This window comes from Pseudomonas coronafaciens pv. oryzae str. 1_6, assembly GCF_000156995.2.
Lineage (GTDB): Bacteria > Pseudomonadota > Gammaproteobacteria > Pseudomonadales > Pseudomonadaceae > Aquipseudomonas > Aquipseudomonas tremae.
The window spans coordinates 2064538-2078029 of sequence record NZ_CP046035.1; the positions used below are offsets into that span (position 1 = coordinate 2064538).

The 13492-nt window shown below is 57.3% G+C and carries 10 protein-coding genes; 7 read left to right on the forward strand and 3 right to left on the reverse strand.

What is annotated here, in order from left to right:
• Positions 1–5: 5 nt before the first annotated feature.
• The 4 genes from POR16_RS09250 to POR16_RS09265 all read left to right on the forward strand — a co-directional run bounded on the left by POR16_RS09250 (position 6) and on the right by POR16_RS09265 (position 3774).
• Positions 6–815 carry an alpha/beta fold hydrolase gene (locus POR16_RS09250; protein ID WP_005897044.1) on the forward strand — a complete coding sequence of 270 codons (810 nt, stop codon included), beginning with the start codon at positions 6–8 and terminating at the stop codon, positions 813–815.
• Positions 812–1666, forward strand: coding sequence for an alpha/beta hydrolase (locus POR16_RS09255; protein ID WP_005897047.1), 855 nt, complete (start codon positions 812–814; stop codon positions 1664–1666). The genes POR16_RS09250 and POR16_RS09255 overlap by 4 nt, the downstream gene beginning before the upstream one ends.
• Before the next feature lie 136 nt (positions 1667–1802).
• A complete protein-coding gene (locus POR16_RS09260; protein ID WP_005897049.1) occupies positions 1803–2633 on the forward strand; it encodes a DUF4892 domain-containing protein in 831 nt (276 codons plus the stop codon).
• A gap of 91 nt (positions 2634–2724) precedes the next feature.
• Positions 2725–3774 (forward strand): AI-2E family transporter, encoded by a 1050-nt coding sequence (locus POR16_RS09265; RefSeq protein ID WP_024669588.1) that lies wholly within the window; start codon positions 2725–2727, stop codon positions 3772–3774.
• A gap of 159 nt (positions 3775–3933) precedes the next feature.
• Here the strand turns inward: POR16_RS09265 and POR16_RS09270 are convergent, their stop codons facing one another.
• Positions 3934–4959: a sensor histidine kinase gene (locus tag POR16_RS09270; RefSeq protein WP_005897055.1), complete on the reverse strand. Its 1026-nt coding sequence runs from the start codon at positions 4957–4959 to the stop codon at positions 3934–3936.
• The gene (locus POR16_RS09275) at positions 4956–5705 is read right to left on the reverse strand and encodes a response regulator (RefSeq protein WP_042933053.1); all 750 of its coding nucleotides are present in this window, start codon (positions 5703–5705) and stop codon (positions 4956–4958) included. Before POR16_RS09275 ends, POR16_RS09270 begins: the two co-directional genes overlap by 4 nt.
• A gap of 345 nt (positions 5706–6050) precedes the next feature.
• Here POR16_RS09275 and POR16_RS09280 point away from each other — a divergent pair, with 345 nt between their 5' ends.
• The 3 genes from POR16_RS09280 (at position 6051) to POR16_RS09290 (ending at position 12367) form a co-directional block, all read left to right on the forward strand.
• Positions 6051–8048 carry a hypothetical protein gene (locus tag POR16_RS09280; protein ID WP_005897059.1) on the forward strand — a complete coding sequence of 666 codons (1998 nt, stop codon included), beginning with the start codon at positions 6051–6053 and terminating at the stop codon, positions 8046–8048.
• A gap of 328 nt (positions 8049–8376) precedes the next feature.
• Complete coding sequence (locus tag POR16_RS09285; RefSeq protein ID WP_122381095.1) at positions 8377–10701, forward strand: autotransporter outer membrane beta-barrel domain-containing protein; 2325 nt, start codon at positions 8377–8379, stop codon at positions 10699–10701.
• Positions 10702–10837: 136 nt separating this feature from the next.
• On the forward strand, positions 10838–12367 hold the full coding sequence (locus POR16_RS09290; RefSeq protein ID WP_122381096.1) for a hypothetical protein: 1530 nt from the start codon (positions 10838–10840) through the stop codon (positions 12365–12367).
• Positions 12368–12407: 40 nt separating this feature from the next.
• On the opposite strand, the gene POR16_RS09295 is transcribed toward POR16_RS09290, so the two are convergent.
• Complete coding sequence (locus POR16_RS09295) at positions 12408–13487, reverse strand: fimbrial protein (protein ID WP_024691013.1); 1080 nt, start codon at positions 13485–13487, stop codon at positions 12408–12410.
• Positions 13488–13492: the final 5 nt, after the last annotated feature.

The window sequence follows — 13492 nt, forward strand, 5'->3', positions numbered from 1 at the left end:
TCGGCATGTCGCAACCGGTGTTCTTCGCTCACGCCAATGGCTTTCCTTCGGCGACCTACAGCAAGCTTTTTTCGGCACTTGCCCCGGAATACCAGGTGGCGCGGCTTGAACAACACGCGCATGACCCGCGCTTTCCAGTGGACGACAACTGGCTGAGTCTGGTCGATGAACTGATTCATCATTTGCGCGAGCAGTCGGGCCCGGTATGGGGTGTCGGGCACTCTCTGGGCGGTGTGCTGCATCTGCATGCCGCGTTACGTTGCCCGGAACTCTATCGGGGGGTGGTGATGCTGGACTCGCCAGTGCTGGGGCTGGCCGATCAGTTGTTCATTCGTGCGGCCAAGCGCCTGGGTTTCATTGACCGTATAACCCCTGCAGGTCGCACATTGGGGCGTCGCGAAGCGTTTGTCGACATGGATGCCGCCCGTACCTATTTTTCCAGCAAGAGCCTGTTTCGCCGCTTCGACCCCGACTGCCTCGCTGCTTACCTGCAGCACGGCTTACAGCATGACGGCGAGCAACTTCGGCTGCGCTTCGATCCGGCGACAGAGATCAGCATTTATCGTAGCATTCCGCATACCAGCCCGTTGCCTTCGCGTCAGCTCAAGGTGCCGCTGGCGATGGTGCGCGGCAAGCACAGCCGGGTGATCATGCCGCATCATGGCTACCTGGCCCGCCGCATGCGCGAAGGGGAATACTTGACGATGCCCGGAGGGCACATGTTTCCATTGGAGCGCCCCGATGAGACGGCGCAATTACTCAAGTCTTTGTTCGTCCGCTGGGACGCACGACATGTGCAGCGGGCTGGCGCATGAGGCTGGCTGTCGAGGAAGTGCGCTTGAGCCTGGGCCATATCGAACTGGCTGCTTATTTGTCAGGTCCTGAAGACGGCCAGCCTGTCATCGCGCTGCATGGCTGGCTCGACAACGCTAACAGTTTTGCCCGGCTGGCCCCGCGCCTTGAAGGGTTGCGGATCGTGGCGCTGGACCTGGCCGGGCATGGCTACTCCGACCATCGCCCGGCAGGTGCTGCCTACGCTCTGGCCGACTACGTGTTTGACGTGTTGCAGGTCGCCGAGCACATGGGCTGGCAACGCTTTGCCCTGCTGGGGCATTCGCTGGGGGCGATTATTTCGGTGTTGCTCGCAAGCTCGTTGCCCGAGCGGGTTACGCGTCTTGCACTGATTGACGGGCTTGTGCCGCTGACCGGTGAACCCCAGTCCGCCGCCGAACGCATGGGCGCAGCCCTGCAGGCGCAACTGGCGCTGTCGAGCAAGAAAAAACCGGTCTATCAGGATCAGGAACGAGCCGTTCAGGCGCGCATGAAAGGCGCGCTGGCGGTCAGTCGCGAGGCGGCAGAGCTGCTTGCTCTGCGTGGTTTGATGCCAGTGCCGGGCGGTTACACGTGGCGCAGCGACAGCCGCCTGACCTTGCCCTCCGCGATACGTTTTACAGAGCAACAGGCGATGGCGTTCGTTCATGGCATTCGCTGTCCGACACAATTGGTGATTGCGTCGGACGGCATGCTGGCGAAAAAACATGAGCTGCTGTCTGGTCTGCCTTTCGACGTTGCACGGCTGAGTGGAGGGCATCATTTGCACCTGGACGACGAGGACGGTGCGCGCTCTGTTGCACACTGTATCAATCGCTTTTTCGCTGCTTCTTGACTTGAGGCCGGCAACTGCCGACGCTGGGCGGGTTGAAATAGGAGTCAACCGTGATGGATCAAGCCGCCCGCCATGATCGCCTTGCAGGCGATTACCCTCATTCTTTCTTTACGCCTGCCAGCCGATGAGAACACTCATGCTTTTAACCCGTGTTCCAGCTGTCGCATTGTGCGCAGTCATTTTCAGCGGCCTGTTCAGCAGTGCAGTCAGTGCCGCCGATATGGAGGGCAGCCGTGATCTGGACATTGTGCCGCGTATGGCCGATGCCGAGATCGTCGACTATCGTCCTGCCGCCGAGCTGGAACGTGTCTACCCGATGGGCTCGATCCGCAAGATCAGTGGCCAGTTGCGATTCGACGGCCAGGTAAGCGCGCGGGGCAACCTGACTTCGGTTACCTATCAGTTGCCTGCCGAACATACTTCCGATGATGCCTTTACTGCCGCGCGCGAGGCTTTGCAGCAGCAGGGCGCTGAACTGCTGTTCTGGTGCCAGGCTCGCGACTGCGGAGAAAGCAGCCTGTGGGCCAACGAAGTGTTTGGCAACGCCAAACTGTACGGCGCGGACGACCGGCAGGCGTATCTGCTGTTGCGCATGGCAGAGCCCCGCAGTGACACCTTGGTGGCGCTCTACAGCATTACCCGTGGCAATCGTCGAGCCTATCTGCACGTCGAGCAGTTTGAAGCCGCTGCACCGCTGGGCGAGTTGCTGCCGACCTCGGCGACGCTGCTGCGTCAATTGAAAAGCACCGGCAAGCTGGAACTGCCCCGGCTTGCAGGAGAGCCACAGGACGTCTGGATCACCCTGATTTCTCGTGGTCTCAACCTTGACAGTTCATTGCGCCTGATTGTATCCGGGGCCAGCGCAAGTGCCTGGCGTGACGCGCTGATCGGCAAAGGCGTTCGCGCTGCCCGGCTGGAGACCGGGGCTCTCGATGGCAAAGGGCTGAAAATCGAAGTCATCCGCTAACTGTTGATTTGCGACGTAGGCGAACAACGGCTGACGCCAGCCCTGTTCGCCTTTATGCTCGCTACCTATGATCCCTGCTGATGGATGCCGCATGTTCAACAATGATCGCTTGCTGGTGCAGATTCTGCTGCTGGCGCTATTCGGTGCTTGCCTCTGGGTAATGGCGCCGTTCTGGTCGGCGCTGGTCTGGGGTGCAGTGCTGGCGTTTGCCAGCTGGCCGCTGATGCGTTTGCTGACGCGCTGGTTCAAAGGGCGTGAGTCGCTGGCTGCGCTGGTGATGAGCCTGTGCTGGATGCTGCTGGTCGCGGCGCCACTGGTATGGCTGGGCTTCAATCTCGCCGACCATGTGCGTGACGCCACGGGGTTGATCAAGAACATTCAGGTCGACGGGTTGCCCGATCCACCGCAATGGCTGGCCGGGATTCCGCTGGTAGGCGAGCGGCTGGTCGGCATCTGGACCACTATCGATCAGCAGGGCGCAGCGTTCATGACCACGGTCAAGCCGTACCTGGGTGAGGTCGGCAACTGGTTGCTGGCGCGCAGTGCGCAGATTGGTGGCGGCATTCTGGAACTGACGCTGAGTATCATTTTCGCCTTTTTCTTCTATCGCGACGGTCCGCGTCTGGCGGCGTTCGTGCTGAGCCTGCTGGAACGCTTGATCGGTGACAGAGCGCAGTATTACCTGGACCTGGTGGCAGGCACGGTACAGCGGGTCGTCAACGGTGTGATTGGCACAGCTGCGGCACAGGCGCTGCTGGCGCTGATCGGCTTTCTGATCGCTGGCATTCCCGGCGCACTGGTGCTGGGTATTCTGACCTTCCTGTTCAGCCTTATCCCTATGGGGCCGCCGTTGGTCTGGCTGCCTGCGACCGCCTGGCTGGTCTGGCAGGGCGAGTACGGCATGGCGGTCTTTCTCGGCATCTGGGGTATGTTCATCATCAGCGGCGTAGACAACGTGCTCAAGCCGTACCTGATCAGCCGCGGCGGCAACCTGCCACTGGTGATTGTATTACTGGGCGTGTTTGGCGGCTTGCTGGCATTCGGCTTCATCGGCTTGTTTATCGGTCCTACGCTGCTGGCGGTAGCCTATAGCCTGTTGACGGACTGGGTCGGCAGCGAGCGGGCACGCAACCCGCGCTAACCCCTCGGCGTTCATAAAAGTCTTGCAGAGCCCGGGTGCCCGGATGGCAGGGCTTTCAGGGTTCTGCCTGCAGGGCGTGGCAGCGAACCGGGCGACGCTTTGCTTGTTTGCGAATACGTCAGTTGTCGAGGTGATGCAGGGTTTGTATGGCACAGTGGGTCAACGGCGCGGCAGGTCCAGCACCGCCGTCAGGCCACCGCCCGGGGTCTGCGCCAATGATAATTGCCCACCGATGCGTCGCGCAGCCTCACGCGCGATGCTCATGCCCATGCCGATACCGCCTGAATTACGATTGCGCGAACTTTCCAGGCGATAGAACGGTTCAAACACAGTCTCGTGAAACTCGGGCGCAATGCCCGGTCCATGATCAACCACCGACACACGCACGCGATCTGCGCTGTCTTCAATCACGATGTTCGCGCTGCCGGCGTAGCGCAGCGCATTGTCGACCAGATTCTGCAGGCACGAACGCAGTGCCATCGGTTGCGTCCTGAGCGGTTTGCACTGCCCCGAGTACTGCACGTCGTCGCCGTTGTCCTGAGCATTTTCGGCCTGGGATTCAATCAACGCCTGCAGGTCAAACTGCTGCAAGCCTTCGGTGCGCCGATGTTCATTGAGGTAGGCGAGCGTGGCATCGAGCATGTTGATCATGTCGTTCAGGTCTTGGGTCATCTGCCCGTGGAGCCTGGGCTCCTCGATCTGCTCGACGCGCAGTTTTAGTCGCGACAGCGGGGTGCGCAGGTCATGGGAAACCGCCGCCAGCATGCGTCCGCGCTGCTGCATCTGTTCGCGGATGTTGCGCTGCATCAAGTTGAACGTCTGCGCGGCCTGGCGGGCTTCTCTGGGGCCGCTGATCTCCAGAGGCGAGCTGTCGAGATCTTCACTCAGGCGCTCGGCGGCCTCGCTCAGGCGCTGGACCGGGCGCGCCAGCGCCTTGGCGCCGTACCAGGCAGCAACAATAAGGGTGACGAACTGAGAGAACAGCAGCACCAGCGGACCACCTGGTGGCGGCCGGTGACGCTGCCCTCGATCATCCTGTGTGTGTTGCGCGTCGGGGTGTTCGTTGGGCGCAGGACGCATGCCGTATTGCGTGAACCAGATGAAGGCCAGCAGGTGCGCGAGCAGAATGGCCAGCAGTGCGCCGCCAAACAGCCGTGCAAACAGTGTGTCGAAGCGGCGAATCAACCCAGCTCCCTGGCATCGAACAGATAGCCTTCACCGCGTACGGTCTTGATCAACTGCGGATTCTTCGGGTCGTCGCCGAGTTTCTGGCGCAGGCGCGATACCAGCAAATCGATACTGCGGTCGAATGCCTCTATCGAACGGCCTCGGGCTGCATCGAGCAATTGCTCGCGGCTCAGCACCCGGTGCGGTCGTTCGAGAAACACGCGCAACAGGCGAAATTCGGCGTTGGACAGCGGCACGACCAGCCCGTCGGCTGCTGTCAGCTGTCGCAGAACACTGTTCAGGCGCCAGGCGTCAAAGCGAATGGTAGTGCGCTGATCGCTGCGTTCATCGCGCACCCGGCGCAGGATGGTCTGAATACGCGCGACCAGCTCGCGTGGCTCGAACGGCTTGGCCATGTAATCGTCGGCACCCAGCTCCAGGCCAATAATCCGGTCAGTTGGTTCGCAACGTGCGGTCAGCATCAGGATCGGGATGTCCGAGGTGCTACGCAACCAGCGGCACAGGGACAGGCCGTCTTCGCCGGGTAACATCAGGTCCAGCACCACCACATCGAAGGTTTCATTGCTCAGGGCCTGGCGCATCTGCGCACCATCGGTTACGCCGCGGGCATTGATATTGAAGCGCGTCAGGTAATCGCAAAGCAGTTCGCGAATGGCTACGTCGTCATCGACAATCAGCGCCCGCACGCTCCAGCGTTGATCGGTCGATGTGGCATCGAGGGTGTTGTCGGGAAGTGCTTGCATGGTGCGTCTGTCGCCTGCTTGTGTCGCCATCGTGTGGCTGCCGTTGAAGATCAACGCGGCCCCCCATGCTACTTCGCCGTGAGGCTCGGCGGTAGGTTGACGGTAGCCGATGTCTGACGGATGTCATGAATGTATCGAGACTGATACAGATGAAAGGCCATTGCACCCGCGATGATCCGTACGCCATAAAAAGATGCTTGTCCAGCTAGTACTTCTACTAGTAACACGACACGTCAATAAGGCTCTAGGGTACTTACAGGACGCAACACCTTGATGCCTGTTATTGCTCAGGTTCTGTATCGCTGCCAATACCCGACAGCACTCTATCGTTATGGAGAACGAGACATGTATTCACCCAAGGAAAAGTCTGCCAGGCAGACCCGTAAAGACTGGCTCGCAAAGCGCCAGGTGCATCTAGACCAGGACGATCCGAGAATGCCTGTTCTGGAGGCTGTGGGTATTTTGGACCCGGTACTAGGCGACATGAGATACCTTTGGCCGGTGAGCCAGTGGGACAAAAACCTCGAGGTTAGCGTCCCGAATTTACCGCCTGTGGAGATTGGGGTTGGGGACACGATTACATTTTTTCTCGACGAGATGGACTTGGCCACAAACTTACTTGAATCGACTGATGATCTAAGTTATTCCATCGCGGCTGATCTTATCAGTAGCGGGAAACCGTACAAGTTGTCGTACGACTATGGCAGTTCGCTCGGAAATACCATGTCGTCCATACCGCTTGTGCTTGAGGTGGATTATCAGGCACCCAATCGAGGCCAGATAGGCGCACCGGCTGTGATTCCAGAGGACGTGGTACGCGATGGTTTGACACAGCAATATCTGGATGCCAATGAATTTCTGGACATCAAAGTGCCTCGCTCTAGCGACATTCTCGCGGGAGACACGATCACGATTTCTTGGGGTCAGGTAGTTGCCAAGTCTTTACGACAAGACTTTACACCGATAATGAGCAGGGAGGTCAAAGTAACAGAGGCTTCTATGCCCAACGCTGACTTGGACGTCCGTATTCCATCCACGCTTATAAGAACGCTGGCGCAAGGAAAAATCGGGATCTCTTATCGTTATGTCGACCGGACCGGTAATCTGGGGCAGATCTCAACCGACGCAGTACTACAGTTTGAACTGGTGCCTGCGCCAGATGGCCTTCAGTCTCCAAATGTTCTTCTGGCCGCAGATGGCGAAATCGACCGGGCCGATGCTCAGTTAGGCGTCGAAGTCGAGATACCTGAACCCATTTATAACAACGTCCGAGAGGATGACCAGATACAAGTTATCTGGGAAGGCACGACGGTCCCCTCCGTCCCGCTGGAAGTTTTGCCCATGTATGTCCCCATAGACTGGCTTACGCTTTCGGCGAACGGTGCGCTGGATAAACGTACTTTCAAAGTGAGTTACAATGTTCTGCGGGGTGCCTTATCGATACCTTCACCTGAGGTTGATGTCACGGTTGACTTTACCGTGGCAGGCCCCGCACCGGATCCATCGAACCCAGGTCCGATAAATTCAGCACTTCCCGCTCTCGTCGTGAAAAGTCGCGAAGGGCAGCCGGTAGACAATGTGTTGGGTGATGCCGATAAAGGCCAGGCCGCTACAGCTCAATTGCCCAACAACCCGTTTGCATCAGGGGATATTCTGCGGCTCTACTGGGGAGATTTGAGGCCTCACGTCGCTGAGCTTCAAATTTCAACGCAAGGGCAGAACGACGTTATCGAGTTTATAATTCCTTGGGATGACATAAAACGCGGTGGTTATAGTGACAGGTTGCCTGTTTATTACAGTACCTGGAACGGCGTGAATGAGCAGGAATCTATGCATATCGAAGTGGATGTCAGAATTGTCGATATCGCCGGGCTGCCCGAGGTCGAGTTTCCGGATCGCTATCTTCCTTCGACGGGCGCGACTCCTGTTCCGATTATCAATTGCTGTTCGTTGCCGTGGAGTGGGATCAAAATCAAAATTCCCTTCGACGCGACTAATATGGAGGTTGGCGACGAGATGACGATTGAGTGGCAGGCTTACGAATCCCGAAACGGGACACTCCCAATTGATGGCACTTACCATGAGTTCCCCTCTATCACCTTATCATCAGACAATGCGAAGAACGATATCTCTTTCATTATTCCCTATGTGGACCTTGTCGAGCCGGTTATTACCGTTGGCAGTGGTCGAGTGATTTACGCATTGAAAAAGGCAAGTGGGCAAGTGGGCAAGCATTCGACACTGACTATCATCACTAGAGTGTCGGGGACCGGGTTGTGTTCGGAGGCGTTTCCTGGAGTCTGTGGAGCTATTGTTGGCAAGGACTCAAGTAGCAAACTTTGATAAGGCGGTCATAAGTTACAGGGGCATTGTTGGCAATGGTTCTGATGCTATGGGCTCTCTGGTTTCGTGTTTTATTCAGGTGTGTGTGAGCGGAGGGTAACCGGGAAACGCGTGTTTATCAGAAGGATAGACTATTACAGTTGGCCGCTACGAAGTCTGATAAGTGTGATAAGGCTGCAGGAATAGTCCTACAGCCTTATCGGAAGAGGCCTGCATTAGGCAAAGAGATATGCTTGTAGGATGCGTAGCCTCTTCGTATGTATTCGGCAAATGTATGCCAAGTATGTCGATTTGATCTACACGATTTCTTGAATGAAGGAAGCGCACGATGTTGCCTCGAAACCTGTATGCACCACGACGCCCTTTGCCCGTCGTCATTCATTGCACATCGCTTGCCGCTCTGCTACTGATGAGTAACTCCCTGATCGCTGCGCCTGTTCCCGTCATAGATGAGGTGGTAAACATTGATCAATCCAGTCTTCTCAACGACTACGCCTTGTCCAATGGCGCAACCCTGAATGTGAATGGCGGAAGCCAGCACGGCAGAATAACCGCGACAGGCTCCACGCTGAACATTTCAGCCGGGTCTACGATTGCGTCTGCCGCCGTTCGCAATGGCTCCGGGATGACCGTGAATGGAGCAGCAATCATTAATGGCCTGCAGGTTAATAACAGCACTGCGACAATCTCCGGCAGCACTATTACCAATACCGTCGGCAATGGCCTGCTTGTAAATCGCCAGCAGAACCTGACAACTGGTTCGAGCGTAAGCCTGACCGACAGCTCCAGCAGTGGCGCACTGGCCGGTGCATTGGTTACGCATTTCAGTCAGCTTGGGCTTACGGGATCGCAATTGGAGGGCACCGGCGTAAACGGCGTAGGTTTGCGCCTTAATGCCGGTGCAGCGCAGGCCAGTGCCAGCAGCATCGTTGGCACTGTGAATGGTGTTGCCATCAGCTCCGAGGACGTCTACACAGCAGCTTCACTGAAGCTGGACAGCACGCAGGTGGTCGGACAGACGGGGGCCGCTGTCCGGATTGCCCCAGTGTTTTCAAGGTTGCCGGGCTCCGTTGTGGCCATTGATGTCAGCAACGGTTCCAGCCTTACGGGTGGCAACGGCAACATGCTGGAAGTTACCGGCGCCTCTACTGCCGTAATGTATGTGTCGACAAGCAGTCTGAATGGCAACGTGCAGGTCGAATCGGGGAGCACCGTCACGCTAAATCTCGACAACAGCAGCATGGCGGGGGATGTACTTGCCAAGTCGGGTGCGCTCGCCGATGTGCTGCTCGACAACAACTCCGTACTGACCGGGCGCCTGGAAAACACCCGCAGCGTTGCCATCAACAAGGGTGCCCAATGGGCCATGATCGGCAGCAGCGCACTGGCCGATCTGACCATGAATAGCGGTTCGGTCCGCTTTGGCGATGCCGCCGGTTTCTACACACTGTCGGTAACCAATCTTTCCGGCAACGGTACATTCATCATGGACGTGGATTTTGGCGCGGGGCGCGCAGACTTTCTCGACATCACCGGCAGTGCAACCGGTAGTCACTCGCTGCTGATTGGCAGCACCGGCACTGATCCGTCTGCCGACACCAGCCTGCATGTGGTGCGCGCTGCTGCCGGTGATGCAGACTTTTCTCTGGTGGGCGGGGCAGTGGATCTGGGTGCCTGGTCTTACGACCTGGTCAAGCAGGGTGCCAATGACTGGTATCTCGACGCGCAGACCCGCAAGGTCAGCCCTGCTGCGGCAACGGTCGTCGCGCTGTTCAACACGGCACCGACTGTATGGTATGGCGAGCTGACGTCGCTGCGTACGCGCATGGGCGAGTTGCGTCATAGCGGTGGAGAGGCGGGTGTCTGGATGCGTACCTATGGCAACAGACTGAATGTCTCCGATGCATCGGGTTTCGGTTATCAGCAAACTCAGCAGGGCTTTTCGCTGGGGGCTGATGGCAGGGTGCCGCTGGGTGATGGAGAATGGCTGGCGGGTGTCATGGCAGGGCAGAGCACTTCCGACCTGAGTCTGGACCGTGGCGCCAGTGGTGAAGTAGACAGCTACTATGTCGGTGCCTACAGCACGTGGCTCGACAGCGACACGGGCTACTACTTTGACGGCGTGCTCAAGTTCAACCGTTTCAATAACAAGGCCCGCGTCAATCTGAGCGATGGCACCCGTACAAAAGCCGATTACAGCAACTCGGGTGTCGGCGCGTCGCTGGAGTTCGGACGCCATATCAAGCTGGACAAGGGTTACTTTGTCGAGCCCTACAGCCAGTTGGCCGGCGTGGTCGTTGCAGGCAAGGATTATGAACTGGACAACGGCATGCGTGCCGAAAACGACCTGACGCGTTCGCTGGTGGGCAAGCTCGGTGCGACGATCGGGCGCAACTTCGATCTTGGCCAAAGCAGGACGGTACAGCCTTATGTGCGTGCAGCCTGGGCTCACGAGTTCGCCAAAAACAACGAAGTGCACGTCAACGACAACGTCTTCAACAACAATTTATCGGGTTCGCGTGGCGAGTTGGGTTTGGGTGTAGCTGCATCGCTGTCGGAACGTTTGCAGGTGCATGCCGACTTCGAGCACAGCAATGGCGATAAAATCGAGCAACCGTGGGGCGCGAGCATAGGTATTCGCTACAACTGGTAAACAAAAAGGAAGGGCGAAAGGAAGGTCATAATGACCTTCCTTTTTTATAGACATCAGTTTATCGGCAGGACTGTCAACTAGCAGTTTTGCGAGTCGCGGCAATGGCACGTACGTGTTGAAGTACGCAGGTGTGAATATGGATGTTCACGAAGCGGAAGCAGATTTCAAGGATCTGGACATGATAACGACTCGACTGCATGAACGTCTTCGCCACTGGCTGAGGAGCGTATTCAAAACGCTCTTCAGGCAGAATCTCAAATATCCACCGCCTGTCATTGCCTTTCTTCTTCCCGACGATGCTAAATGGGACGAAAAAGGGTTGTTACCTTTGGAATATGCATATAAGCCACTGCCGGTACAGATTCCCGCGTGGGATTACCAAAATATGGCTCCTTATAATGTCGTTCTTCGGGTTTACTGGGACGACATTACATTGGTCTATGAGAAAACCTGGCCAGGGGCAACTTACCCGACACTTCCCGTTGACGACCTTTTGTTCGATTTTCCTGCATCTCATCTCACTGCTGGAACCCATTCACTATATTATGAGGTGACGGAGTATTTCGGCAATTTCGCCTCTTCGGAATACCAGACTGTCAACATCGATCTGACTGAACCGATACTGGGCGACGATCGGGGTCAACTGCAATTCGATACCTCGCAGATTACCGCTGAATATCTTGAAAACAACGGCGATGAGGCAGACGGGTTGATCGAGTCTTATCTAGGCGGCAAGCCGGGAGATGTCGTTACCTGGTACTGGACCGAGGGTCAGTTCGATGTCGGCGAACACAATATTGTCTCGAGGCGCACGCTCTACCGAGAGGATCTCGATCGCTCTGTTGTCCTGAGTTTTCCTGGCAGTGTAATCCGGGCGCGTGGAGATGGTGAGCGCTATGCTTTTTATCAAATCACCGACCGTGCAGGCAACTCGTCTGCTTTCTCCCTTGTAGTATTGCTTCAAGTGCAGGTTCAGCCGCTCCCGCGCTATCTGCCCAGCCCCAGCGTTGCAGAGGCGTCGGGCTTGCCTTCCAGCAGTACGCTGGACCCTTCACGGGCCGTGCGAGGCGCAACTGTGGTCATATCCGATGCGATTATCAGGCCAGAAGACGTGTTGTCCGTGCAGTGGGCGACTCCCGGTACCGAGGGGGCGTTTCACGCCACAGTTGCCGATGCGAGCGGTCTGCGGTTCAGCATTCCGTCGACCTGCATCGTTCAGCATATGGGCAAGTGTATTCCGGTTTTTTATCAGGTCGCCGGCAGTGATCCTGCCACATCGGAGCTGCATAGTCTGACTGTCCAGTCTATGGCTAACAACAAGTGGCCGACTGTTCAGTGCACGCGGCCTGTGGGTGTCGTCCGGCAACTCAGTCTGACCCTCATCGAAGGCTATGCAACGTTTTCGTTGGAAAAATGGGCGTTCATGGCACCCGGCCAGCGTGTAACTATCACATTGCTGGGCGTCGGTAACACGCAGGTGATCCTTGACGACTATCCGGTTCAGGCGGGCGACATAACTGACTCGAAAGTGATAGTGGATGTGCTGAAAAATGTCTTTCAGGCCTTTACGATCGATCAGGCGCTTGACGTGAGGGTGAGCGTCAGCTTTGCCAGTGGTGCAGCGCCAGCTAACTTCCCGTCGCTGAGTTTGACACTTGTTAGCTGAACCGGCTCTTGACGATCCGGTATTCAGATAACTGCTGGTTTTATTGGAAGCTGATGGTAAAACTCAGCGCGCCTTTTGCTTCACCTGCCTGAATAGCGACGGTGTCGTCAATCTGGAAATAGCGGGCACTGAAGTCCAGCATGGTCGTGCCCGAAGCTACCGGCGCAATCGGTACATCTGCGCCTAGCGCAACCGGTGTAAGTCCATCGCTGCGCATGATCTGAATGCCTACGCCGCCAGCCGTCGAATCGCTGGTCAGCGTAAAGCCGCCTGGAGTGCCGGGCACGGGCATTGAGCCACTGACGCCATCGAGGCGGATGTTCGCCCATGCGATGTTGACGTCTCCCGGATCCGCTTCACACGCTCCCAGTCGAATGTTGAATGCTACGGGCGGCGTCCCTTTGGTCGGCCCCTTGAAGTCCGAAACACGCCAGTCGCCGAGCTTCACCGGGTCATCACTGACCGCCGACGCACCGCATTGGGCCTGCATCACCGTTCCGGACAGGCGGACTTCAAAAGCCCGGCCAGAAATTGCCGAGAGTGCGGCATAGAACATTTGATTGCCTATGACCTGCGGGCCAGGTGCAATCACCCCCGTCTTGACCAGTGTCACGCTGCCCTGCAAATTCTGCATGATCAGTGGTGCGGGCAGGTTATATTGCATCTGAGCGTTGAAGGGCACAGTGGGCAGCTTCCCCAGCGGAATGAAAGAGCCAGCGGCCACCCCGTCGAAAGGGTGCTCGAGCTTGATGATTGCGCCGATGCCCGGGATGCCGGTATCCAGCACTTTTCCCGAGACATCCTCGCCGTTTACCGGAGGTAGCGTTCCCGCAAAGGGCGGGTTGATCGCTCTGCTGTTGAAGGTCAATGTGTGCCCGTCGTTAACGCAATAAACGTTCCCGCTTTCGCTGGAACTAATGGAAAACGGTAGATCAGCCATGCCGATTACCGCCCCGGCCTTTGCGTCTTTAGGGGCATATAACGTGCCGACGTTGATGTGGTAATTGAGCGTACCAACCGCCGGCCGGATCGCACAGAAACTTTGTGCCTGAACGAGTCCCGTGTGTGCCCCGGCAATCAGGGCGAGCGCAGCCCACCCCGTGCGTAATAATGATTTCATGCATG

Excerpts from the sequence above, each read along its gene's own strand:
- POR16_RS09250 (WP_005897044.1), top strand. The coding sequence starts at position 6 with ATGTCGCAACCGGTGTTCTTCGCTCACGCCAATGGCTTTCCTTCGGCG.
- POR16_RS09255 (WP_005897047.1), top strand. The coding sequence starts at position 812 with ATGAGGCTGGCTGTCGAGGAAGTGCGCTTGAGCCTGGGCCATATCGAA.
- POR16_RS09260 (WP_005897049.1), top strand. The coding sequence starts at position 1,803 with ATGCTTTTAACCCGTGTTCCAGCTGTCGCATTGTGCGCAGTCATTTTC.
- POR16_RS09265 (WP_024669588.1), top strand. The coding sequence starts at position 2,725 with ATGTTCAACAATGATCGCTTGCTGGTGCAGATTCTGCTGCTGGCGCTA.
- POR16_RS09275 (WP_042933053.1), bottom strand. The coding sequence starts at position 5,705 with ATGCAAGCACTTCCCGACAACACCCTCGATGCCACATCGACCGATCAA.
- POR16_RS09280 (WP_005897059.1), top strand. The coding sequence starts at position 6,051 with ATGTATTCACCCAAGGAAAAGTCTGCCAGGCAGACCCGTAAAGACTGG.
- POR16_RS09285 (WP_122381095.1), top strand. The coding sequence starts at position 8,377 with ATGTTGCCTCGAAACCTGTATGCACCACGACGCCCTTTGCCCGTCGTC.
- POR16_RS09290 (WP_122381096.1), top strand. The coding sequence starts at position 10,838 with ATGGATGTTCACGAAGCGGAAGCAGATTTCAAGGATCTGGACATGATA.
- POR16_RS09295 (WP_024691013.1), bottom strand. The coding sequence starts at position 13,487 with ATGAAATCATTATTACGCACGGGGTGGGCTGCGCTCGCCCTGATTGCC.